Source organism: Neorhizobium sp. PAMB6716 (genome assembly GCF_058242805.1).
The window spans coordinates 602,041-626,253 of sequence record NZ_JBZAYW010000002.1 but is presented as its reverse complement, the minus strand read 5'-3'; the positions used below and the strand labels follow the sequence as shown (position 1 = coordinate 626,253).

Annotated in this window: 19 protein-coding genes; 15 read left to right on the top strand and 4 right to left on the bottom strand. The window is 61.9% G+C overall.

Going from position 1 to position 24,213, the window contains the following annotated elements; all coding sequences use genetic code 11:
* Nucleotides 1-294: 294 nt before the first annotated feature.
* From AC4CWH_RS21520 to AC4CWH_RS21500, 5 genes are read left to right on the top strand one after another with little or no spacing between them, the layout of a single operon-like run.
* Complete coding sequence (locus AC4CWH_RS21520) at nt 295-1,884, top strand: ABC transporter substrate-binding protein (protein ID WP_491322240.1); 1,590 nt, start codon at nt 295-297, stop codon at nt 1,882-1,884.
* Between the two features lie 10 nt (nt 1,885-1,894).
* Complete coding sequence (locus tag AC4CWH_RS21515; RefSeq protein WP_491286627.1) at nt 1,895-2,848, top strand: ABC transporter permease; 954 nt, start codon at nt 1,895-1,897, stop codon at nt 2,846-2,848.
* A complete protein-coding gene (locus tag AC4CWH_RS21510) occupies nt 2,845-4,767 on the top strand; it encodes a dipeptide/oligopeptide/nickel ABC transporter permease/ATP-binding protein (protein WP_491322239.1) in 1,923 nt (640 codons plus the stop codon). Before AC4CWH_RS21515 ends, AC4CWH_RS21510 begins: the two co-directional genes overlap by 4 nt.
* Entirely contained in the window at nt 4,764-5,732 is a 969-nt protein-coding gene (locus AC4CWH_RS21505; protein ID WP_491286629.1) for an ABC transporter ATP-binding protein, read from the top strand. The genes AC4CWH_RS21510 and AC4CWH_RS21505 overlap by 4 nt, the downstream gene beginning before the upstream one ends.
* The gene (locus tag AC4CWH_RS21500; protein ID WP_491286631.1) at nt 5,686-6,555 is read left to right on the top strand and encodes a creatininase family protein; all 870 of its coding nucleotides are present in this window, start codon (nt 5,686-5,688) and stop codon (nt 6,553-6,555) included. Before AC4CWH_RS21505 ends, AC4CWH_RS21500 begins: the two co-directional genes overlap by 47 nt.
* A gap of 93 nt (nt 6,556-6,648) precedes the next feature.
* Here the strand turns inward: AC4CWH_RS21500 and AC4CWH_RS21495 are convergent, their stop codons facing one another.
* Nucleotides 6,649-7,566, bottom strand: coding sequence for a LysR family transcriptional regulator (locus AC4CWH_RS21495; RefSeq protein ID WP_491286632.1), 918 nt, complete (start codon nt 7,564-7,566; stop codon nt 6,649-6,651).
* Between the two features lie 141 nt (nt 7,567-7,707).
* Between AC4CWH_RS21495 and AC4CWH_RS21490 the strand changes: the two genes are divergently transcribed.
* The 8 genes from AC4CWH_RS21490 (at nt 7,708) to AC4CWH_RS21455 (ending at nt 16,116) form a co-directional block, all read left to right on the top strand.
* Nucleotides 7,708-8,640 carry a 2-hydroxyacid dehydrogenase gene (locus AC4CWH_RS21490; protein WP_491286634.1) on the top strand — a complete coding sequence of 311 codons (933 nt, stop codon included), beginning with the start codon at nt 7,708-7,710 and terminating at the stop codon, nt 8,638-8,640.
* Nucleotides 8,641-9,002: 362 nt separating this feature from the next.
* Nucleotides 9,003-10,052 carry an ABC transporter substrate-binding protein gene (locus AC4CWH_RS21485; protein ID WP_491286636.1) on the top strand — a complete coding sequence of 350 codons (1,050 nt, stop codon included), beginning with the start codon at nt 9,003-9,005 and terminating at the stop codon, nt 10,050-10,052.
* 17 nt (nt 10,053-10,069) lie between these two features.
* Nucleotides 10,070-11,164, top strand: coding sequence for an ABC transporter ATP-binding protein (locus AC4CWH_RS21480; protein WP_491322238.1), 1,095 nt, complete (start codon nt 10,070-10,072; stop codon nt 11,162-11,164).
* The gene (locus tag AC4CWH_RS21475) at nt 11,161-12,036 is read left to right on the top strand and encodes an ABC transporter permease (protein ID WP_491322237.1); all 876 of its coding nucleotides are present in this window, start codon (nt 11,161-11,163) and stop codon (nt 12,034-12,036) included. Before AC4CWH_RS21480 ends, AC4CWH_RS21475 begins: the two co-directional genes overlap by 4 nt.
* A complete protein-coding gene (locus AC4CWH_RS21470; protein WP_491286641.1) occupies nt 12,033-12,824 on the top strand; it encodes an ABC transporter permease in 792 nt (263 codons plus the stop codon). The genes AC4CWH_RS21475 and AC4CWH_RS21470 overlap by 4 nt, the downstream gene beginning before the upstream one ends.
* Before the next feature lie 27 nt (nt 12,825-12,851).
* Nucleotides 12,852-13,520, top strand: a complete 669-nt coding sequence (locus AC4CWH_RS21465) for an RraA family protein (RefSeq protein WP_491322236.1) — start codon at nt 12,852-12,854, stop codon at nt 13,518-13,520.
* Nucleotides 13,521-13,596: 76 nt separating this feature from the next.
* On the top strand, nt 13,597-15,285 hold the full coding sequence (gene ggt / locus AC4CWH_RS21460) for a gamma-glutamyltransferase (protein WP_491322235.1): 1,689 nt from the start codon (nt 13,597-13,599) through the stop codon (nt 15,283-15,285).
* A gap of 96 nt (nt 15,286-15,381) precedes the next feature.
* Nucleotides 15,382-16,116 carry an SDR family NAD(P)-dependent oxidoreductase gene (locus tag AC4CWH_RS21455; protein ID WP_491286647.1) on the top strand — a complete coding sequence of 245 codons (735 nt, stop codon included), beginning with the start codon at nt 15,382-15,384 and terminating at the stop codon, nt 16,114-16,116.
* Between the two features lie 95 nt (nt 16,117-16,211).
* On the opposite strand, the gene AC4CWH_RS21450 is transcribed toward AC4CWH_RS21455, so the two are convergent.
* From AC4CWH_RS21450 to AC4CWH_RS21440, 3 genes are read right to left on the bottom strand one after another with little or no spacing between them, the layout of a single operon-like run.
* On the bottom strand, nt 16,212-17,627 hold the full coding sequence (locus AC4CWH_RS21450; protein ID WP_491322234.1) for an FGGY family carbohydrate kinase: 1,416 nt from the start codon (nt 17,625-17,627) through the stop codon (nt 16,212-16,214).
* Nucleotides 17,624-18,868 carry an NAD(P)/FAD-dependent oxidoreductase gene (locus AC4CWH_RS21445; RefSeq protein WP_491322233.1) on the bottom strand — a complete coding sequence of 415 codons (1,245 nt, stop codon included), beginning with the start codon at nt 18,866-18,868 and terminating at the stop codon, nt 17,624-17,626. The genes AC4CWH_RS21450 and AC4CWH_RS21445 overlap by 4 nt, the downstream gene beginning before the upstream one ends.
* Nucleotides 18,865-20,196, bottom strand: a complete 1,332-nt coding sequence (locus tag AC4CWH_RS21440; RefSeq protein ID WP_491322312.1) for an NAD(P)/FAD-dependent oxidoreductase — start codon at nt 20,194-20,196, stop codon at nt 18,865-18,867. The genes AC4CWH_RS21445 and AC4CWH_RS21440 overlap by 4 nt, the downstream gene beginning before the upstream one ends.
* A gap of 315 nt (nt 20,197-20,511) precedes the next feature.
* Between AC4CWH_RS21440 and AC4CWH_RS21435 the strand changes: the two genes are divergently transcribed.
* Both AC4CWH_RS21435 and AC4CWH_RS21430 read left to right on the top strand, forming a co-directional pair.
* Nucleotides 20,512-23,373: an FAD-binding and (Fe-S)-binding domain-containing protein gene (locus tag AC4CWH_RS21435; protein WP_491322232.1), complete on the top strand. Its 2,862-nt coding sequence runs from the start codon at nt 20,512-20,514 to the stop codon at nt 23,371-23,373.
* A 3-nt stretch (nt 23,374-23,376) separates the two neighbouring features.
* Complete coding sequence (locus AC4CWH_RS21430; RefSeq protein ID WP_491322231.1) at nt 23,377-24,171, top strand: DeoR/GlpR family DNA-binding transcription regulator; 795 nt, start codon at nt 23,377-23,379, stop codon at nt 24,169-24,171.
* The last annotated feature ends 42 nt before the right edge of the window (nt 24,172-24,213 follow it).

Here is a 24,213-nt window from a genome sequence, read left to right as displayed (position 1 = left end):
CCATGAAATCGGAAACGCCTCTGCGCAGGTGTTTTGACCAACGCGCCGCCGCGAGACCTTCCGTTTCGGGAGCACCCCCAAGAGATATCGGCACCGATTGGCCCATCAAACTATGGGTCGAGGAAAATAATGCTGGCGTTCTTGTTTGCCAGGGCGCGCGATCTGATTACGATTTGTGCATAAGAATCAATCGGCAAATTAACAGGCAAACTCGTCTGATGATGGCCGGCAAAGAAATCTATATTCCACCAAAATTTTTTCGATTGGACAGCAGACGGCTTCGAAGTTGGACTGATGGAACAACCGAAGCCGCATTTTCCCTCCAACAAACCCGAGGTATCTGTGACACCTTCCGATTGCCTGTCCCCCACCAGACGCAGTGTACTGATCAGCCTCGGCGCTGGTATCGTCGCGATGACCTTGCCGCAGGGCACGCTTGCCCAGACACCGGCCTCCGTGTTGAAGTTCGGCCTCTCGACCTTCCCGCCAACCATCAAGCCTTTCGATAATACCGGGGGCGCCGCCAACACCGTCAAGCTGATGCTGTACCGCGGATTGATGGGTTACGACGCCAGCGGCAAGCTGGTGCCCGAACTGGCTGACAGCTTCTCATGGACCGACCCGACCACCGTCGTTTTCAAGCTGCGCCCGAACGCCGTCTTCCACGACGGCAGCCCGGTGACTTCAGCGGACGTTGCCTTCTCGCTGAATGAGATCACCAAGAATGGCTCCACAGCCTTTCTGAAAAGCGATCTCAAGATCATTTCTGCTGTCGAGGCGGTCGACGACAAAACGGTCAAGATCACCCTGAAGGCGCCGAGCGCCATCTTTCTTGACTTGCTGGCGAGCTATTGCTGCCCGGTGATTTCGAAGAAGAGCACCGACGGCGAGACGATCGGCGCCGGCCCCTTCACGTTGAAGGGCAGCGAAAAGAACGTCTATATCGAAGTTGCGCGCTTCAAAGACTTCTACATGGCCGACCAGCCGCGGGTCGAGGGCATCCGCTTTGTCGCCTATGCCGACGAAAACCTGCGTTATGCAGCACTCGAAGCCGGCGACGTCGACCTGATCGAATATCTTCCCTGGACGCAGTTCGACACGGTCGAGGCATCCAAGACGCTGAAGATGAAGGCCACGCTGGGACCCTTCATGTTCCTGCTGTTCAACGTCACCAGCGGCCCGTTCGCCAATCCCAAGGTGCGTCAGGCGGTCGGCTACGCAATCGAACGGCAGGATGTCGTCGATGCTGCCTTTGCCGGACGTGGCGAACCGCTCTTTGGTTTCCCGAACCCACGCGGCTCCAAATTCGATCTCGCCGATCCGGCCCATGAATGGAAATACGATGTCGAGAAAGCCAAGGCGCTGCTTGCCGAGGCCGGCTATGCCAACGGCTTCGAATGCCGCCTTCTGGCAACGGCCACCTACGGCATGCACCAGGACACGGCATCCGTCGTCCAGGCCTATCTCGGCGCCATCGGCATCAATGCGACACTCGATCTGCCCGACTGGGGCACCCGCGTCACGGCTGGCAAGGAGGGCAAGTATGACATCGCAGTCCACGGGACGTCGGGCAATTACAACGACCCCGATGCACTCTGGTCGCTGCTCTATTCCGGCAATCCGTCTTATCTGCAATCCTTCGGTTTCAAGAGTGCGCGCATAGACGGGCTGTTGGAACAGGGCCGCAACGAGGTCGATCCGGACAAGCGCAAAGCGATCTACCAACAGCTGGTCGTCGCCTATTACGAGGAGGTGCCGCAGGTTCCGCTGAACTGGCGCATCCAGGCCTATGCCATGAAGCAGTCGGTCGAAGGGTTCGAGCAATTGCCGGGCTTCCTCAGCGGTTCATCGGGTTACGCGCTCGACGAGACGAAATTCGCATAAGGAGCGCTGCATGCTGGCCTTCATTTCTCGTCGCATGGCAGCAGCCGCTGCCATGCTGCTGGTCATCGGCACGATCATCTTTTCGCTTCTCATCATCGTACCGGGTGACCCGGCCGAACTGCTGCTGTCGACCGGCGGCGGTTCCGCTTCCGCCGAAGCCATCGCCAATCTGCGGGTCAATATGGGCCTCGACAAGCCGGTCCTCACGCAATACGTGACCTTCCTTTACAATACCGCGCGGCTGGATTTCGGCACGTCGATTGTCGACAACGGCTCGATTTCCTCGGTCATCGCCCTGCGCCTTCCGCGCACGCTCGAAATCATTATCGCCGGTACGATTTTCGCGCTGTTGCTGGCCATTCCCGCAGGCACGGCGGCGGGATTGCGGGCAGGCGGAAAATTCGACATTGCCGCCTCCGCCATCAATGCGCTTCTGACCTCGATTCCGGGCTTCGTGCTCGGCACGCTGTTCATCTTTTTCTTCGCACAGGTCCTGGGCTGGCTGCCGGCCGGCGGTTATGTCGCTTTCGCGACCAATCCGATTCAGCATCTTCAGATGCTGGTTCTGCCCGCACTGACCGTCGGCCTGCACCTGGCGACGATCGTGTTTCGTATGACCCGGGCCAGCGTGCTGGAAATGCGCGGTCACGACTGGGTGCGCACCGCGGTGGCCAAAGGACTTCGCCGCAAGCGGGTGGTTCGCCGACACATCCTCTACAATGCGCTCGGACCGATCATCACCGTCGTCGGCCTGCAGCTCGGCATCCTTCTCGGCTCTACCGTCCTCGTCGAGTTCATCTACAACTGGCCCGGCCTCAGTGGCCTGCTGGTTTCGGCAGTCGAACAACGCGATTACCCAACGGTCCGCGCCGTCATCCTGACCGTCGCGGCCATATTCATCGGTATCAATCTCGCGATCGATATCCTGTCCTCGCTGCTTGATCCGAGGATCCGCCTGCAATGATGTCAGTCCGGAACTTTCCCAAGCGCATGATCCTGCCCAGCCTGTTTCTGGCAGCCTTGATCATCATTCCCTTTGCCGCCCCGCTGATCACTGCCGACGATCCCGTCAAGATCGCCGTTCGCTATCGGCTCGCCGCCCCTGACCTAGAACATTGGCTGGGTCGGGATGAATTCGGCCGCGATCGGCTGGCCCGCGTGCTGTACGGCGGCCAAGTATCGCTGACCGTCGCTTTCGTGGCGACCACCATTGCCTGCATCATCGGCACGTTTTTCGGTCTGGTCGGCGCCTATTTCCGTGGACCCTCGGAATTCGTGACGAGCCGGCTATCCGACATCGTGCTCTGTTTCCCGCCGATCCTTTTGGCGCTGCTCGTCGTCACCCTGTTCGGACCGGGCAGCGTCACGCTGGTTGCCGTGCTTTCGGTCCTGTATTTTCCGACCTTTGCGCGCATTACCTTTTCAGAGGCACTGCGGGTCACCTCCCTTGATTTTGTCGAAGCGTCCCGCGCGCTTGGCACGCCTTCGCACCGCATCGTGCTTGGAACTGTTCTGCCGAACATCGCCGGCCCCCTGTCGGTTCAGTATTCGCTGACGGCAGCAGCAGCGATCACGATCGAAAGCGGCCTGTCCTTCCTCGGCCTCGGCGTGGTGCCGCCGGCCCCCTCCTGGGGCCAGATGATCCGCGGTGCGCGTCAATTCATGAACCAGGATCCGCTCGGCATCATGATCCCCTGCGCCGCCCTGGTGCTGACAATCTATGCCATCAACTTCTTTTGCGACCGCCTGCGCGACACACTGGACCCGAAAGGCGCTTCCGGCAGCGGCATGGACGAGGTTTCCAAGCCGAAGGCGCAGGCGGATGCGCCGACCATCAAAGACCTGGACGTGGTTGCCGTCATCAACAACCTACGGCTCGAGACTGCGCATTTCGGAACACCTGCCGTTATCGAGGACGTTTCCCTGACTTTACGTGCCAACCAATGCACGGCACTTGTCGGCGAAAGCGGATCAGGAAAATCGCTCTCTTCTCTGGCGCTGATGGGCCTCCTGCCTGGCGCTATTCGGCAGGTAGGAGGCACGCTGCAGCTGCGACGCAAGTCTGATGAGGTTGTTGACCTCGGCTTTCTCGATGCCCGCACGCTCGAGGACATCCGCGGCAACGACATCGCCATGATATTCCAAGAGCCGATGACCTCGCTCAATCCGATCCACAAGATCGGCGACCAGATGATCGAGGCCATCACCGCGCATCGGCCGATGTCGAAGTCCGACGCCCGCGCCGATGCAATCGCGCTCCTGAAGCGTGTGGGCATGAACGACGCCGAGCGGCGGGTCGATAGCTACCCCGACCAGATGTCGGGTGGCATGCGCCAGCGCGTCATGATCGGAATGGCGCTGAGCTGCGAACCGCGCCTGCTGATCGCAGACGAGCCGACCACCGCGCTCGACGTAACGATCCAGGCGGAGATCATCGAACTGCTGCAAACCCTGCGGCAGGATCAGGGGAACGGGCTCAGCCTGCTGTTCATCAGCCATAATCTGGGCGTCGTCGCAGATATAGCCGACCGCGTGGCGGTGATGTACTCGGGCCTGATCGTGGAGGAAGGTCCCGCCGCCCAGATCCTACGCGATCCGCACCACCCCTACACACGTGCCCTGATCGAAAGCATGCCGTCCTCGCATGAAGAGTTGAACTCGGCCCGAGGTGATCGGCTTCCAGCAATTTCAGGCACGCCACCGCTGCCGTCTGCCCGCCCCTCGGGCTGCACGTTTCGTGACCGCTGTCCAATCGCGGTGCCGGCCTGCGCCGACATCCGGCCGGCCCTTTATCCGAGCGCAGACGGCGAACGCGCCGTGCGCTGTCTGCGGGCGCCGGAAGCACCGGCGGGCGTGATGAACCACCAGACGGAGGCCGCATGACAGCCGCACCCCTTCTCGACGTCTGCAATCTCAAGAAGAGCTATTCGATCGGACGCAGTGGTCTTTTTTCCAAGCGATCGCTCAATGTGCTGCATGATGTCAGCTTCAGCGTCGCACCGGGCGAAGTGCTCGGCCTCGTCGGCGAAAGCGGCTCCGGGAAAAGCACGATCGGCCGCGCGATCCTGAGGCTGATCGAGTCGCGAAGCGACGTGATGCGTTTCGACGGAGAGGACCTGAACAGCATCTCGCCTGTCCGGATGCGCAGCCTGCGCAAGAAGATGCAGATCATCTTCCAGGACCCTTATGCCAGCCTCGACCCTCGCAAGACCATCCGGGCGGTGCTGTCGGAGGCGCTCGACGCACACAGGTTGCACAAGGGTGCTGCCCGGGAGCCCCGCCTGATCGAACTTGTCACGCTGGTCGGCCTGGATCCGAGCTTCCTGGACCGCCGCCCGCACGAATTCTCTGGCGGCCAGCGGCAGCGCATCGGCATTGCCCGCGCGCTTGCCGTCGAGCCGAGCTTCATTGTCTGCGACGAAGCCGTGTCTGCGCTGGACGTGTCCATCCAGGCGCAGGTTCTGAACCTTCTGGCCGACCTGCGTGCCAAGACGGGTGTATCGCTGCTGTTCATCAGCCACGATCTTTCGGTGGTGCGCTACATCTCTGACCGGGTGATGGTGCTTTATCTCGGACGCGTTATGGAGGTCGGTCCTGCCGATCAGGTGCATTTTTCACCCAAACATCCGTATACGGCGGCCCTTGTTTCGGCCGAACCAAGCCTGCACCGCGAGAACCGCCGCATCCGGCTGACTGGCGAGATCCCCTCGCCGCTCGCCCTACCCTCTGGCTGCATCTTCCGCAGCCGCTGTCCCTATGCCCAGCCCGCCTGTGCCGAGACCGTCCCGCCGTTGCAAACGGTTGGCGATCACCACCAGTCGGCCTGCCTTAGAACCGACATACTGTAAGGAAATCAACATGCTGACTGAAAAGATCAAGATCGCTGAACTGACCAGCGAGGAAGCCCGCCAGTTTCTCAACGACGATGCCGTCATCCTCCTGCCGATGGGCTCGCTGGAAGACCAGGGAACCCATGCGCCGATGGGCGACTATCTCGCCGCCGAAGCCGTCGCACTCGACATAGCCCGCGCCGCACGTGCCGAAGGCATCCCAACCTTCATCGCACCTGTCATCCCGTTCGGCGGCGCCGACTATTTTGGTTCTTCACATGGGGGCATCGCGCTCAGCCAATCAACGCTCGTTGCCTTGCTGGACGACATGTTTGCCAGTCTGGCCCGTCACGGATTGACCAAGTTGTTGGTCATCAACGGTCATGGCGGCAATGTTGGAGCGATCAACGAGGTCTCTTTGAAATGGCGCCAGACCAACGGCATGTTCGTGGCTTCGATGTATCTGTGGCAGATCAGCTATGAACTGCTGAAAGAGATCCTCGGCCCGGAAGCGGCTGCAAAGTCCTCCGGCCATGGCGGTGATCCGCTGACATCGGTCGGCTTACATTATTACCCCGATATCCTGCGCATGGACCTGGCAAAGTCACCGCCGAAGGACCAGAAGGCGATGGGTGTGGATGTGGCGGGCTTTGCCGCGCTGAAATATGCTGGCGCTCGCCTGCAGGCACCGATCGAGGCCATGGAAACAGCGCCGCATGGCGTATGGGGCGGCGATCCGGTATTTTGTTCAGCCGAAACCGGCGCGGCGCTGACCGAGCGCTTGGTCAAAATCGGCTCCGGCTTCATACGCGATCACGTTTCCAAGCGCTATGCCGCCTGATGGCTTGCAGTCTGGAGTGCGGCACCGGTTGGTGCCGCACTCCAAGAAAACATCCGTGCCATGACCGGGGTAGCAATGCGCTCTGCAGGAAATTCAGGTCTTGCGAAAGCTGACATAACGCGGATGGGCCGCTACCCATTCCTCGGCAGCCTGTCGGGCCAGCTGGAATATCTGCGCCGTCTGGGCTTTGCGCGCTCTGTTCTGATGGACGCAGCGGATATCAAGAGGGGCAAGCTGAACGGTGGTAGGGATCTCGACCAGCATTCCGGTGGTAATTTCCGGCTCTAGCGATACCAACGGCATTGCCGAGGCGCCATAACCGGCCTTGACCATCTCACAGATGGTGGCGAGCGAATTTCCGGTGTGGCGAGAATTGGGGCGTCGTTTCGTCTCTTCTATCAGGTCGGCGACAGGGCCGAACAGTGGCGATGTATGCGGGTAGAGTACCAGAGGCAACTCACGCAATTCATCCGGTGTCAGCGGGCGCTTGATCTCGCCGACCACGTCCGGCCGAGCCACCCAACCGACATGATACTGGACCGAGAAGCTATCCTCGATCTGCGGCAACCCAGCCTCTCCGGTAACGAACGCCATGTCCAGCGCGCCAGACTTGACCATCGGTCGCAGATCGAGATTGGAGCCTGAATAGAAATCGACCAGCGGGGGGTCCGGAAGGGCAGCAATCTTGTGGCGCAGCGTAACCGCCCACGTCTGGGTGACCATGGAAACAACGCCGATCGTATAACGTCGCTTTTGCTTCGACTTCAGACGGCTCGTCAACGTCTCACTAAGATTGAGAAAGGTCTCGGCATATTCAGCGACCTCATACCCTTGTTCAGTCAGAGTGAAATCGGATTGGGCACGATCAATAAGAGGTATGCCCAAACTATCTTCGAGCCCTGATATGCGCGCCGAAACAGCCGGTTGCGTCAAACCGATATGATCGGCAACGCGTTGATAGCTCTTGAGACGCGTCAGCCAGTAGAATGCTTCAAGCTGTTTGAAATTCATGACTGGAACCTAACGGAAACCGACCGGAAAACTCCATAAAAAAATTCTATGAGAGCGACAGGAATTTTTGCTTTGACCCGCACGCCCGTCCTGCAGTGAATGGGAGGCATACCGTGACGCATGAGCCAATGAGGATGCTCCATGAACATTGTCGTTTCGCTACCAGCCGCAGACAAGACGGAATGGTGGTGCCAGATGCTGCGCGATCTGATGCCGGACTGGAATGTCTACCCGATAGACAAAGTGCCTGATCCCGATGCCGTGACCTATTCGGTGCTCTGGCGGCCGGCGACCGGCTCCATGAAACCGTTCCGAAACCTGAAGGCGATCGTTTCGCTGGGGGCCGGCATCGACCACGTCCTGGCAGACGAGCAATTGCCGATTCACGTGCCAATCATCCGCACCGTCGGCACCGATCTGACGCAGCGAATGAAGGAGTATGTTGCCCTTCACGTCCTGCGCCACCACCGGGAACTGCCGGCTATCCAGGCCAACCAGGCCCGCCAGCTCTGGGAGCAGATCGTCGTGCCACCCGCCCCCCAGCGCCGCGTCGGCGTGATGGGACTGGGCAATCTCGGTGCCGTCGCCGCAGACATTTTGAAACAGATCGGCTTCGAAGTGCGCGGCTGGTCACGATCCCCGAAGGATCTGCCCGGCATCCAGTGCTTTTCCGGAAGCGAAGGTTTTGGGGCGTTTCTGGAAGGCACGGAAATCCTTGTCTGCCTGCTGCCCCTGACCGAAAGTACACGCGGCATTCTCAATGCCGACACGTTCAATCGCTTGAAGCGCGGCGCCAGCATCGTCAACGCGGCACGGGGTCCGCACCTGGTCGACAGCGACCTTGTCGACGCCCTCAATTCGGGCCAGATCAGCAGTGCGACGCTCGATGTCTTCCATGTTGAGCCGCTTCCCAAAACGCATCCCTTCTGGACCAATCCGAAGATCACCGTCACGCCGCATGTCGCCTCGTTGATCGACGCGCCGACAGGCAGCAAAATTGTCGCCAAGAACATCCGGACCTTCCAGGAAACCGGTACGGTCGCCGATCTCGCGGACGCCAAGCGCGGCTACTAACACATAGATTTTCTTTGGATGCCCCTCTCAGCCCTTCGGTTACCCCTGCGTGACCGGAGGGCTATTTTGTTCAAATAATCATCATAATCCAGTCTCTTAGTCCGGCAATCGGATTAAATAATTGGCCGTTTTTCATCCAAAATTTTTCTGATGCAAAACACAAGAAAATTCGATTGGACAACGATGGCCGTAGATCGTTGCATCAGGCGCAGTGGATCGTTCGATAAGCCCTTCAGCTTTGCCGGGATAAGACCAACCGTCGCGGAGCAGGCTCCAGCAGATTCACATTTCACCGTGCTGCCTGCCATCCTGGCAGCCACCTCGACAAACCGGGCCGCTTCACCCGACAGGAGAATGTGCCGATGATCACCCGCCTTCTTGCCCCCGTCATCTTCGCCGCGCTGATCACCACCACAGCTCCGGCCCACTCAGCCGATGTCTCGGGGGAGATCACCCTCACCGCCTATTCGGGGATCTTTCAGGACAAATATAACGAAGCGGTGATCAAGCCCTTCCTGGCGAAATATCCCGATGTGAAGGTCAACTATTTTCCTGCCGGCGCCTCCTCGGCAATGCTGGGCAACCTCCGTTCGCAAGCCGGTGACCCGCAGACCGACGTAGTGATCTTCGACGTTTCCACGTCGCTGATCGGCGACAAGGAAGGCCTGCTGGCACCCTTGACCAAGACCGATGTCCCCAACCTTGCCGACCTGCTGCCGCAGGCCATCGTCAAGGAAGGTTACGGTCCCGCCGTCACCTTCGACAATCTGGTGGTGATCTACAACAAGGAAGCCTTCCCGACGGCGCCGACCTCGCTCGAGGTTCTCTGGGACAAGGCCTATGCCGGCAAGATGGCCGTCACCTCGATGCCCTCCATCCTCGGCTCCGGCCTGATGGTGATGACGTCTGCCATGCTGGGTGAAGACTATACCAAGTCCGTCAAACAGTCCGTTGCCAAGCTTGCCGAGATGGCGCCCGGCGTGCAGACCTTCGACCCCAAGCCTGACGCCTACACCCTGGTCATCAACGGGACAGATGTGCTGGGGACCGGCTGGAATGCCCGCGGTCAGTATTATGCTGACGAATCAAAGGGCAAGCTGGGCGTGATGCTGCCGAAGGAAGGCACTATCCTGCAGATCAATACCATCAATCTTGTAAAGGGCGCCAAGAACCCGGTCGCGGCAAAAGCCTTCATCGATTATGCGCTGTCGCCGGAAGCACAGGCAGCCTTTACGGAAGCGATGTTCTACGCGCCGGTGAATACCAAGGCAAAGGTCAGCGCCGAGGCCAGGGCCCGTACGGTTGCCGGCCAGCTCGACAAGACACTGCCGCTCGACTGGGCCTGGGCCGCCACGAAATCGGATGAATGGAACCAGCTCTGGAAGCGCCAGATCATCTCGGCCGGCAAGTGAAACAGCAGGACGAGCCCATGTCCCTCGCCTCAACGCCCGCCCATATCCGCATCGACAAGCTGACCTTCGACTATGGCGGCGAACGCCCGGCCGTCGACACCTTGTCCTTTGATATCGCCAAGGGCGAATTTATCGGGCTTTTAGGTCCGTCCGGCTGCGGCAAGTCCACCACGCTGCGGATGGTTGCCGGGCTTCTGGCACCGACGTCCGGACAGATCATCATGGGCGGCGAGGACATCGTGTCTCGCCCCCCGTGGGAGCGCAATCTCGGTTTGGTCTTCCAGTCCTATGCGCTGTTTCCGCACATGACGGTGGCGCAGAACGTCGCCTTTGGCCTGCGGCTGCGCAAGGTCGGCAAGGAGGAAAGTGCAACCCGGGTTGCCGAGGCGCTGCGTGCGGTACGGCTTGAAGGGTTTGGCAATCGCCGCCCGGTCGAGTTGTCTGGCGGCCAGCAACAGCGAGTCGCCATTGCACGCGCCATCGTCATCGAGCCGGAAATCCTGTTGCTCGACGAACCGCTGTCGAACCTCGACGCCCGCCTGCGCGACGAGATGCGCTTCGAGATCCGTGACATCCAGTCCCGCACCGGCATCACCACATTGTTCGTCACCCACGACCAGCAGGAAGCACTGACCATGTGCGACCGGATCGCGGTGATGAACGGCGGCAAGCTGGAACAGATTGGAACGCCGGTCGAGATCTACGACAAGCCTGCAACGCCCTTCGTCGCCGGGTTCATCGGCCGCGCCAACAGCGTGCCGGCAACCTTGCGTTTCGGCACGGGCGGGCCGCGCCTCGATCACGAAGGACAGGCGCTGCCCGCACCGGACCTAACGCAATTGCCCGGAGATGCTGGTGATGGCGCCAAAATGGCTGCCATGGTGCGGCCACACGTCATTCAGCTTTCCAGGCCGGATGGCGATGGCCTGACGGCACGCGTCAACCGCAGTGTGTTCGTCGGCAGCGTGATCGAGGTCGAGCTTGAGCTCGCCGGTGGCCAGAAGCTGGTGGCCGAACTTCGGCCCGGCAGCGAGGAAGCGCAACTTGCGCAACCGGGTGCAGAAGTCGCACTCACCTGGCGCACCACCGACATGCGGATCTTTGCCGCATGAACCGCTTCACCGTTCCCGGAACCAGCACGAGAATGACACCCTGGCTGCTTCTTGCACCGGTGCTGCTCGTGCTGACGATTTCCTTTATCGGCCCGATCCTGTGGCTGTTCCGCATGTCGCTGAACATTTCCGACTACGGCGCCATTACCAAGGCCATTAGCCTGCAGACCTATATCGGCATCCTCCAGGACAGCTACTATCTGGATCTGCTCGGCCGGACACTGCAGCTATCGATCACCTGCTCCGTGATCGCACTGCTCCTAGCCTATCCGATGGCCCTTTCGCTGTCGCGGATGACGTCGCGCTGGCGCACGCCGCTGACCGTGCTGGCTGCCTCGCCGCTGCTGATCTCGGCTGTGGTGCGGTCGTTCGGCTGGCTGGTGACCCTGGGAGATGCCGGCCCCGTCAATCACCTGCTGCGGGTACTGGGACTGATCAGCGAGCCGTTGCGGATGGTCAACAATTATTCGGGTGTGATCATCGGCCTGTCTGAAAGCATCATGCCCTACATGTTTCTGACCATCGCGGCCGGGCTCGGCAAACTCGACAGACGGCTCGACGATGCCGCCATGTCGCTCGGCGCACCACCCCAGAAGGTCTTTTGGCACGTCACGCTGCCACTCAGCTTGCCGGCCATCCTTGCCGGACTGACGATCGGCTTCGTGCTGTGCGTCTCGTCTTTCATCACACCGTCCCTGCTGGGCGGAGGCCGTGTGTTTCTGCTGGCAACCGAGGTTTACGACCTTGCCCTCGTTTCGCTCGACTGGCCGACGGCGGCGGCGCTGTCCTTCCTCATGCTGGCGTTTTTCGTCCTCGCCATGGGATTGACCGGCCTCGTGCTGCGACTGCTGACCCGGAGGACACAGGCATGACGAAATTCCTCTCCTTCATCTCTCGCACCTATGTCACGCTGGTCTTCTGCATCGTCTTCATGCCGATGGCGATCATCCTCGTCATCTCGTTCAGCGCCGACAGCTACCTGTCCTTCCCGCCTTCGGGCTGGAGCCTGAAATGGTATGGAACAGTGCTCGGCAATACCAGCTTCATGCAGGGCTTCCGCAACAGCGCCATCATCGCAGTGATCGTTGCGGCGCTCAGCCTCGCTCTTGGTCTACCGGCCGCCTATGCGTTGGTGCGTCTGGACTTTCCCGGCCGCGCCCTGATCCGCAGCCTGGTCATCGCGCCGCTCGTTTTACCGGCGATGATGCTGGGCCTTGGCATCCTGATGGTGTTCACGCCGGCCGGACTGGTGGCAACCTATCCCGGCCTGGTGCTGGCGCATCTCGTGATGACGCTGCCCTTCAGCATCCGCATCCTGCAGACGTCGCTGAGCAATCTCGGCACCGATGTCGACGAGGCGGCGATGACGCTCGGCGCCCGTCCGTTTCAGGTCTTCATGCAGATCACCCTGCCGCGGCTGACGCCCGGCGTGATCGCCTCCAGCGCCATCGCGCTCATCCTGTCTTTCGACGAGATCGTGCTGTCGCTGTTCATCGTCGGGCCGCGGCTGCAGACGCTGCCGGTCGCGCTCTACCGTTATGTGGACGAGCGCACCGATCCCATGGTGGCCGTGCTGGCGGTTTTGATGATCGCCCTTTCGCTTGCCATCGTCCTCGTCGTCGAACGCAGCGTCGGTTTCGCCAAGGCCTTTGGCCGCTAACTTCCACCCCCCAGATTGGATTCGAAAATGGCTTACAAAATCAACCCGATGCCGGCACAGATCGCCAAGCAGGACCTGGACCTGCTGGCGCAGGTCGAAACAGCGACGCTCGGCCACTGGCGGCATTTCGGCTTCCTGCACCGGCAGATCCAGCCGCTGATCCCAGGCCGCCGCGTTGTCGGCACCGCCGTCACCATCGCCATCCCCGGACCGGACTCCACGCTGCTGCACCATATCCTCAGCCTCATCCGGCCGGGCGATTTCGTCATTGTCGACCGACTGCACGATGACCGTTACGCCTGCTGGGGCGGCGGCGTGACGGTCGGTGCCAAGGCCGCGGGCGCCGTCGGCGCGGTGGTCGACGGCCCCTGCACGGACCTTGAAGAGATCGTCCAGTCAGATTTCCCGATGTGGTGCCGCGGCATTTCGCCGATCACCACGCGCATCTACGATCTCGGCGGAGCGATCAATGTTCCGGTATCGGTCGGCAACACCGTCGTCATGCCGGGCGATGCCGTTTTGGCCGATGAGAGCGGCGTCATCGTGCTGCCCCCGGAGGAAGTTGCCTCGGAGGCACAGAAAGCCATCGACATCCAGATCCGCGGCAAGGCGCGCGAGGCCAGTGTTCGCGGAACCGGCGTCAAGCTCGGCGATCTTTCGGGTGCAACGGCCAAAGTTCTGGCCAATCTGATCTGAACCATGCTTTCTAGCCGGGGTATCTTCGCCGGCTAGTCTGCTGCGCCCGGCCATACCTACCGAATTGAGAACCGACATGACCGCTCCCCGCCTGCCATTCACCTGCGAAAAATCCCCGGCCAGTGGTGCTGGCGGAATGGTGGTAACAAACCATCCCCTCGGCTCGGCGGCGGGTTTCGAGATGTTGGCGGCAGGTGGCAATGCGGTCGATGCCGCCGTTGCGTCGCTTCTGGCGCTGACCGTGGTGGAACCGATGATGGTCGGCATTGCCGGCGGCGGCCTTTCGCATATCCGCATGGCCGGCGGCCCGCATGTGGTAATCGACGCGCTGTCTTCGGCAGCCGCGACCATGCACCCCGAAATCTACGAGCCGGTCTCGGATGAGCCGGCCCGCTACATGGATGCCAAGGGGCGCCGCAACATCATCGGCGCCTCCTCCGTTGCCGTTCCCGGCAACCTGGCGGGCTGGTGCGACATGCATGCGCGCTACGGCAAGCTGCCCTTTGCCGACGTCGTAGAACCGGCGATCAGGCTGGCTTCACGCGGTTTTGCCGTTACCCACTACCTTTCCGGTGCGATCGGCGAGGCCGCCAGCGAGCTTTCGCAGGACGCGGAAATCGCCAAGATCCTCATGCCCGACGGCGCGGCACCCGCTCCGGGCGACCGCCTCCTGATGGGCGATTACGCCGAAAGCCTGCGGCTGATCCAGCGCGAAGGCGCCGCCGCCCTGCATGGTGGCGCGCTCGGCGCGGCACTCGCCGCAAGAATGAAGACGGGCGGCGATGATGCCGGCTGGGTTACCGAAGCCGATCTGCGCGCCTATCGAGCGATCGAGCGCCAGCCGATCATCGGCAGCTACCGTGGCTTCGAGATTGCCGGACCGCCGCCGCCAGCCTCGTCCGGCGTACATGTCACCCAGATGCTGAACATGCTGGAAGCCTATGACGTTGCCGGCTTGGGTTTCGGCAGCGTTGCCTCCCTCCATCTTCTCGTCGAGGTGATCCGCATTGCCTTTGCGGATCGCCGCGCGCATTCCGGCGACCCGGCATTTGTCGACGTGCCGGTCGAGCGGCTGACCTCGAAGGCCTATGCCGCCGAATGCCGGTCCCAGATCCGCCAGGCGGCAAGCCTGCCGGCCGCCTATGCATCGGGCTATGAGAGCCAGGACACCACGCATATCACCATTGCCGACCGCGACGGCAATGTCGTCAGCGCCACCCACACAATCAACGGACTGTTCGGCGCACGCCTGGCGGTGCCCGGTACCGGCATCATCCCCAACAACTACATGAGCAATTTCGATCCGCATCCGGGCAACGCTCTCTCCGTCGTGCCCGGCAAGCGCGTGCCGACATCGATGGCGCCGATGATCCTGATGCAGGATGGCGCACCGGTGTTCGCACTCGGCTTGCCCGGAGGCCTCAGGATCTTTCCCTCGGCCATGCAGGCGATCGTCAACCTGATCGACCACGGGATGAGCCTGCAGGAAGCGGTCGAAGCGCCGCGGGTCTGGACGCAAGGCCAGGAAGTGGAAATCGAGCAGGCCTATGCACCGCAGCGGGAAAAGCTTGAGGAACTCGGTCACGAGGTTCGTGTCATGCCGCATATCGGCGGTGGCATGAACGCCATTGCCTTTGGCGACACGATGACGGGTGCCGCCTGCTGGCGCGCTGATGGCACCGTGGCCGCGCTCGGTGGCGGACTGGCCCGTCCAGGCGTGCGGTTCTGGCCGGACAAGGCGCCGGCAAAGCCTGCCCAGAATTGATGCGGGTCAAACCGCACGACAGAAAATCCGTTGACCCCTAAATGATCGAACCACCGCAAGGACAACGTCGACTGCCCCATCCCAAGGAGATGTCCCATGACACAACCCTCTATCCTTCTGACGGGTGCAAGCCGTGGCATCGGACATGCAACGGTCAAGCTGTTCCTCGAAAAAGGCTGGCGTGTCCTCACCGTGTCACGCCAACCTTTTTCGGAGGAGTGCCTTTGGCCCTCGGCGCGTGAAAGCCATATTCAGGCAGATCTCGCCGACCTGACGCAGATCGACAAGCTGGTGGCCGACGTTCGCGAGCGACTGGATGGCGCGGGGCTGCATGCGCTGGTCAACAATGCGGGCATTTCGCCCAAAGGTGCCGGTGGCGCCCGCCTCGGCGTCATCGGTTCCGACGCCGCCACCTGGACGACGGTGCTGAATGTCAATCTCGTTTCCATCGCCCTGCTCGCGCGGGCGCTTCTGCCCGAACTGGAGGCTGCGAAAGGATCGATCGTCAACGTCACGTCGATTGCCGGCTCGCGGGTGCACCCGTTTGCTGGCGTTGCCTATGCGGCCTCGAAGGCGGGCCTTGCGGCCTTGACGCGGGAAATCGCCCATGAGTTCGGCCCGCATGGCGTTCGTGCCAATGCCATCGCACCGGGTGAAATTGACACTGCGATCCTGTCGGAGGGCACGGACCTTCTGGTGGAAGCCAGTGTGCCGATGAAAAGGCTCGGCACGCCGCGGGAAGTGGCCGAGACAATCCACTTTCTCTGCAGCGAAACATCCGCCTACATCAATGGCGCGGAAATCCACATCAATGGCGGCCAGCATGTCTGAGCGGCCACGGCGTGCGGAGCTTGCAGCGGCAGGGCATGACGCGTTTTCAGCCTGAACGATGCAATTCCATCAAGCGGCTTGCCATCTCCACAGAGCTATCCGACGGCTAACGTGTGCCAGTCTTTGGACCGATCAACCGCTTTCGCAAACCGCGCGAGCCGCGCTGCCCCATCACACGGGTCGGGGGTAATGGTTTGCAAAGGCCGCGGGGTCTCCAACGTTTCGCCCAGAGCGCAGGCGGCAAGCTGGGCGGTGCCGTAGGCGGTCAGTTCGTCGACACTGGGGATGACCACCGTGCACCCCGTCGTGTCGGCAAGAAACTGGCACAGATAACGCGAACGGCTGACGCCACCATCCACCGATATCCGTGTGATCGGCGCATCTGACGCCATGGCCACGACGATTTCGCTGGCTCGTAACGCAATGCCTTCGATCAGCGCCTGCTGCATGTCTTGGCGGGTCGTTGCCCCTGTCATGCCGATGAAAAGCCCGGCGGCGCTGTCATCCCAATGCGGGCTCCCGAGACCGGCCAGCGCCGGCACGAAGGCCAGGCCGCGGTCGATGGCCGGGCCTGCTGCAAAGGCATTGAGTTCGGCCGGTTCGTTCAGAAGCCCTATTCTCTGAGCCCAGTTGATCGCGGCGCCAGCGGCATGGACGCCACCGTCTGTCGCATAACTGGTTTCGCCACGGATCGACCAGGCAACCGTCGGCAGCAGTCCGGTCTGGCCAGCCCGTCGCCGGTTCGGGCCGGTGAGCGACAGCGCGAAAGCGCCGGTGCCGAAGGTAATCTTGGTGTCACCTGCGACCCGGCAGCCATGACCGTAAAGGGCCGCCTGCTGATCCACCACCGATGCCGTCAGCGGTGTGCCGTCAATGTCTCCGAAATCGCCGACGGTCGGCAGAATGGGGGGCAGGCATTCGATCGGAACGCCGAAAAGTTGGCAGAGCCTGTTGTCCCAGTCGCCGGTTGCAATGTTCATCAGGGACGTGCGCGAGGCGGTGGTGATGTCGGTTGCCGCGCGTCCGGTAAGCCGCTGCAGGAAAAACGCATCGGTGGTGCCGAGCATCAGTCTTCCGGCACGCCGCGCATCCTTGACGTCGTCATTGTTCTCCAAGAGCCAGGCCAGTTTTGCGGCGGAAAAATAGGGGGTGAGCGGCAGGCCGGACAGCGCCATGATCTCGGCTTGCACAGGGGAAAGGGCGGCGACCTGCGCCGCCGTCCGGCGATCCTGCCAGACGATGACGGGCGAGAGCGGTCTTCCATCGATCGCATCCCAGGCAAGGCAGCTTTCACCCTGATTGGACAGACCGATCGCGGTGACTTCGCCCGCGGCGAGGAGCGCCGCGCGCAGATTGGCGAGCAGTTCCTCAGGCTCGTGTTCGACCCGATCCGTACCGGAGAAATGCTGCGCATGCGCCGCGGAAAAGATGATGCTGGCCGTACCGTCTGCTGCGACCTTGAGGGCGCGCGTTGAGGTGGTACCCTGATCAAGGGCCAGGAAAATGCTCATGCCTTCGGCTCCAGTCGCAATCTAAGATCGCTGCTCTCGCCAGCAAGGTCCAGCCCAGCCAGAGAAAAGCGGATTGGTTTCTGCGGTGCGGCGTTGATGCTTTGTGATCGCAGGATGGTGCCGCTGCCATTCGACAGGATCAATTGCCCGTTGGCAGCCCCGAGCGCGCGCACATTCAAAACCGGTGCGGTGACCGTGCCTTCGGTCGTCAGGCGTTGCGGGACCACGTACTTCAGCCCGGCACCGGCAATGACGCGGCGGCCCGGCGTCTCTTTCGGTTCAGATTTTGCCCGATCCGCAAGTTCCGCGGCAATCAGCCCGGCAACGCGGCGACCCTCGGCCCAGCAATGACCTGCCGTCTCGATTGGGTGAACCATGTTGCCGGCGAAAAATATGCCGGGATCGGAACCTCGACCATGCTGGTCGATTTGCGGACCACCGGTTGCCGGATCGAGCACGAGGGCGCTCGCTTCCGCCAGAGCCGCCTCCGGAACGAAGCGGCCGGAAAAGATCACGCCGTCGCACGCCAATAGCGTCTCCGTACCGTCGGCCAGCCGCAACCGCACAGAGGTCACCCGCGGATGACCTTCGATGGCAAGGATCTGCGCGCCTGTCATGACGGGCACGCGAAGCACACGGGGCAAGGCAAAGAATGCCCGCCGGGCCTGGACGTCGCGTTCACTCTCCACCATGGCGATGGGGCGGATGCCATGGCTTCGACAGGTGAGGACAGCCGACAATGACACCAGTTCGCTGCCGACGATGAGCGGACGTCGAAACGGCACCCGCCCTTCCTGGTAGATGAAGGCCTGAAGCGCTGCCGTATTCATCACGCCCAGGGGCCGCAGGCCGGGAACCAGCAACTGCGCCCGGGTGGTCTCGCGTGCACCGGTGGCGATCAGGATGCGGGCTGCCTGGATCGTCTCGATGCCGTTGGGGCTCGCGACTGTCAGCCGGCCGCCGGAGCTGGTATGGACGACGGTATATTTCGTCAGGATGGTGACGCCAGCAGCCAGTGCTGCGGCTACGAGGCGGCGAGCATAGGCAGGCCCTGTAAGGATGCGTCCGAACTCGCGCATGCCGAAAGGCGGATGGCCGCAATGTCGGGGGATGCCGCCGGCCTCGTCTCCACGCTCGAAGAGCGCGACCTTCGCCACGCCACGGGCTCTCAATTCGATGGCAGCGGAAAGCCCGGTCGGACCACCGCCGACGATCGCAACGTCGTAAAGGTCCGCGCTCAACGGTCGGCCTCCGGTGCGATCGGCACCGATAGCCGGCCTTCGGTGAGGCTGTTCAGACGGGCTAGACAGTTGAACCCCTGACAACGCCCCATGGCACAGCGCGTGCGCCGCCGCAGCCCCCCAAAATCGCCGGGAGGCAGGGGGCTGCTGAGCGCGGCCTCGATCTCCCGCCCGGTCACCATTTCGCAATGACAGACGATGCCGTGATGCCCGGGCACCTGCCAGTCACGCGGCAGGTGCTCGGCCAGATTGGGCAGCGGGAAGATCGGCGGCGCCGTGATCGGTTTGCCGCCGGCAGTTCGGTCTTGCGCCCATAATCCATGGACATGGCGGGCAATCCCGAGCGCCGCAGTCAGCCCGGTGGAGCGTATGCCGCCGACGCAGAAATAGCCCTTTTCCGGAAGGCTGTGGAGGCGATAGTGTTTTTCCTCGGAGGCCGGTCGCAAGCCGGCATAAACGGCCGTCACCTGGGCCTGCGCCAATGCTGGCACCAGCTCGACGGCCTTGGCGATCAGCATGTCGAGTTGCGGACGGGTGACGTCGGGGCGCTCGCGCTCTTCCTGTTCCTCCGCCGTCGGTCCGACCAGCAGGTTACCAAAGATCGTTCGGGTCAGCACCACACCTTTGGTGCGGGCCGTCGGCACCGGCAGCAGGATCGTTCGGAGATGTTTGGCGGCAGCCTTGTCGAAGACGACGAACTGCCCTTTTCGCGGACGAATCTCAAACTGCGAGCCGCCGATTAGCATGCGCTCGACGCTATCGCCCTGAATACCTGCAGCGTTGATGACGCTGCGGGCAGTCAGCGTGCCAATGGGCGTCTGAAGATGCCACAGATCGCCATCGAAACGGGCCGCCAACAGGCCGGCATTGAAGTGAAACCGCGCGCCCAATGCCTTGGCCTGCATCGCATAGGCGAGTGGCGCCGACCACGGATCGATGATGACCTCGCGCGGGACGAGAAGTGCCGCCCGCACATGGGCACCCAATGCCGGCTCGCGTGCAACCACCTCGGCGCGGCTGAGAAGCCTGGCGTCGGCAACTCCGTTGCGGAGCGCCTGCTCCAGCAGTTCGGGAAGCCGGGCCTCCTCGCTGTCACTCCAGGCGGCAACCATCGCACCGGTGTCGAGGATCGGAAGATTGAAATCCTCGCGGATCTTCATGTACTCGTGGTAACCTGCCTGCATGCATTGCAGCTCGACGCTGCCGGGCGGCGCATCAAAACCGGTGTGCAGGATGGCGCTGTTGGCTTTCGATGCGCCAGATAGGATGTCGGGTGCCCGCTCGAGAACGACGACACTGGCACCTTCCAACGAGAAACGGCGCGCCATGGCACAGCCGACGACACCGGCACCGATAATGGCTGTGTCCACAGGATTGCCGAAAGCAACCAAAAGCGGTCTCCTTGTCAGCGCACACCTTAGAGTGGCGGTCAGCCGAGAACGTCGCCCATGATTACCGTCGTCATCGCTGTTTGACGAGAACAAATTGTACGTTCGATCATTTTATTGACTGAATGTGTTGTTTTGTGTGCCGATTAATCGTGATAGTGACGGAGATCGGTGGGTCAAATCGCCCACATTCAGATGCTCATGAATTATCGCATGCGGCGCTGTGATCGCATTTCTTGTGCCGAGGTAACGTAAGTGACGTCTCCCGCCCTCCTGCAATCCGCGGATTACAACACCTTCGTAGACACCCTCAAATCGAAGGGTTTCCGTGGCGACGCGACCGTCGCGGCATCGGACCGTGTGGTTTTGGCGACGGACAATTCGATCTACCAGCTTCTGCCGGATGCCGTGGCTTGGCCGATGGACGAGAACGATCTCGTTCTGATCGCACGTTTGCTCGACGAGCCGCGTTTCCACGGCATCGTTTTGCGCCCACGCGGCGGCGGCACGGGCACCAACGGCCAGTCGCTTGGCAATGGCCTGGTGGTCGATTGTTCGCGCCACATGACCGGGATCCTCGAAATCAACGCTGAACAAGGCTGGGTACGGGTTGAGCCCGGGGTCATCAAGGACCAGCTGAACGCAGCACTGAAACCGCTCGGCCTGTTCTTTGCCCCGGAACTGTCGACCTCGTCACGCGCGACACTTGGCGGCATGATCTCCACCGATGCCTGCGGACAGGGGTCTTGCGTCTACGGCAAGACGTCCAACCATGTCATCAACCTGCGTGCTGTGCTGGTTGGTGGCGAGATCCTGGAAACCCGCCGGGGGCCGCTCGACCGGACGATCAGCGGCCGTGCCGGCGAGATTCTCGCTTGTCTCGACGATATCTCGGCCAGCCAGGCGGAGCTGATCGAGGCGCGGTTTCCGAAACTTAACCGTTCGCTGACGGGATACGACCTTGCCCATATCCGTGAGGGCGACACGATCGATCCAGCGGCGGTCCTATGCGGTTCGGAAGGCACGCTGGCACTGATTGCCCAGGCGAGGCTGAATGTCCTGCCCATTCCGAAGGCAGCCTCGCTGATCCTGATCTTCTACCCCGATTTCCAGTCGGCTCTTCGGGATGCGCGCGAAATGGCCGTGCTCGGCGCCACGTCGGTCGAAACCATCGACAGCCGCGTGCTCGGCCTGGCGCGCGAGGAGCCGACCTTTTCTGCCGTCGCACATCTTTTTCCGCAGGCCGGTGCGCAAGGGGTCAACATCGTCGAATTCACCGACGACGATCCGGCAACGCTTGCCGAGCGGATTGCAGCGCTGGTGACACAACTTGCAGGCCTGCCCGCGCGGCTGGCAATGACGGTTGCCAACGGCCGCGAGGTCGAGCTGGTCTGGGGACTGCGCAAGGCGGCCGTTGGCCTGCTAGGACGCGCCGTCGGCGACAAGCGACCGATCCCCTTTGTCGAAGACTGCGCCGTTCCGCCCGAAAACCTCGAGCCCTTCATTGCCGGTTTCCGGGCGATTCTCGATCGCGAGGGACTGGCCTACGGCATGTTCGGTCATGTCGACGCCGGCGTCCTGCATGTGCGCCCGGCGATCGACCTCACCGATCCCGCCCAGGAACCGCTGATCCGGCGCGTGACCGAAGCCGTCGAAGCGCTGGCGCGCAGCCATGGCGGCCTTCTCTGGGGCGAGCATGGCAAAGGCGTCCGCTCCGAATTCGTGCCCGAGGTTTTTGGCCCGCTCTACCCGTCGCTGCAGCGGATCAAGGCCGCCTTCGATCCGCGCAACCAGATGAACCCGGGCAAGATCGCGACGCCCGACAACGAGCCTTTGTGGAGGATCGACGAGGTCGCACTGCGCGGCCAGAACGACCGCACCGTGCCGGCCGATCTGCGCATCGAATATTCCTCCGCGTTCGGCTGCAACGGCAATGGTGCCTGTTTCAACCGCACCCTCGATGACGTCATGTGCCCCTCCTACAAGGTCACCGGCGACCGACGACATTCGCCGAAGGGGCGGGTCGGGCTGGTGCGCGAATGGTTGCGGCAAGGCGGCCCGGAGGGTCGCGCCGATCCGCAGTTCGAAATCGAGGTCAAGCAGGCGATCGACGGCTGTCTCAGCTGCGGGGCCTGTACCAGCCAATGTCCGGTGCGTGTCGACGTACCCTCCATCCGATCGCTGTTTCTCAACAGTTTTTATCGGCGCCATCGCCGGTCCTTACGTGACACCGCGCTCGCCCATCTGGAAGGCCTGCTTCCGCTTGCCGCAAAATTCCGCTGGGGTTTCAATCTGATGACCGAGGGCCCCGGCGCGGCATTGATGTCCGCCATCGGCCTGACGGCGCTGCCAAGCATGCCGAAACAGGTTCGAGGGCTTCGCTGGCTGAAACATGCCGATATCGCTGGGCTAGACCCAAAGATCGACGTGGTTTTGGTGCCCGACGCTTTTACCCAATTTTTCGAGCCGCAGGTCGTTGCGGATCTCGACTTCGTCGTGACCCACCTGCAGAAAAAACTGTGGCTGGCCCCTTATCGACCTTCCGGCAAGGCCCGGAAGGTCCTCGGACGGCTGGCCGGATTTTCCCGCCAGGCGGAAAGGCAAAAGGACAGCCTCAAGGCGATCGCTGCAAGCGGCGTGCCGCTGATGGGGCTCGAGCCGCCGGTGACACTCTCCTATCGCACCGATTATCCCGATGACACGCCGGCCGTGGCGCTGCCGCAGCAACTGCTCGCGCCGCTGATTGCCGCTCTGCCGGCCCGGACGTCGCAAATGGCAGTGCGGCTTCTTCCCCATTGCAGCGAACGGGTTCTCGGTACCGGCGTCACCGCCGAGTGGCGCGCTATTTTCGATCGTTTCGGCATCTCGCTTCACATGCCTCCCACCGGGTGCTGCGGCATGGCGGGAATGTGGGGCCATGAAACTGTCAATCGTGCCAAGTCGGACGAGATTTTTCACCATAGCTGGAAGGCGGCGAATGCGCCCGACGTAGACGCCATCCTGGCCACGGGCTTTTCCTGCCGATGTCAGACCAGGCATGTCACCGGCATCGAGCTGCAACACCCGGTCTCCTTGCTACGGCAGTTGCTGCAAGCGCCTGCGACCATGAAGGGATAGACGATGAGACCGGCAGCCAGACGTGAGGCAATTCTTCGGGTTCTCGAAGAAATCGGCGAAGTCACCGTCGAGGACCTGGCCGAACGCTTTGGCGCCTCGCGCGAGACGGTCAGGCGGGATCTCTCCGATCTCGACATCGGCGGCCACATCCGAAAATTTCATGGCGGCGCGCGCGCCCTGAAATTCAAGGAGGCCTCCTTATACGAGAGCGAGTTCGACGCGCGCATGAATGAACGGAAGGCGGAAAAAGCCGCCATCGCCCGACAGGCCGCATCCCTGTTCGCCGAGGGCTCTGTGCTGTTTATCGACACTGGTTCGACCACGATCGCCTTTGCGGAGGCTCTGGCAAGGCGGCGCAACATGACGGTGATTACCAATTCTCCGCAGATCGCCCGGATTCTGGCAAAGGCGGAGATGCGCCACCGAGTCTATTTAGTCGGCGGCGAAGTGGCCGCAGAAGGCCGTGAGACTTTGGGGGCGATGGCAATCGCGCAGACCGCTTTTTTCAAAGCCGAGCACGTCGTTCTGACCGTCGGTGCAATCACCACCAGCGCCATTATGGACTACGACCTGCGGGAAACCGAGATGGCACGCGCCATGATTGCACAGGCGCAGAGCGTAACCGTTCTGGCCGATCATGACAAACTGGGTCGTCCGGCCGTCTTCGAGGTGGCGGGCCTGACAGAGGTGACGCGACTGGTCACTGACAGCCCTCCCACTCTGGAAATGGCTACCGCACTTGCCGCAGCTGGCGTGGATGTGATCCTGGCCGGTTCAGCCCTCTCCCAGCGGACATGACCATGGCGCGTTCTGCACTGAACTCAGATACCGTTCGACGGT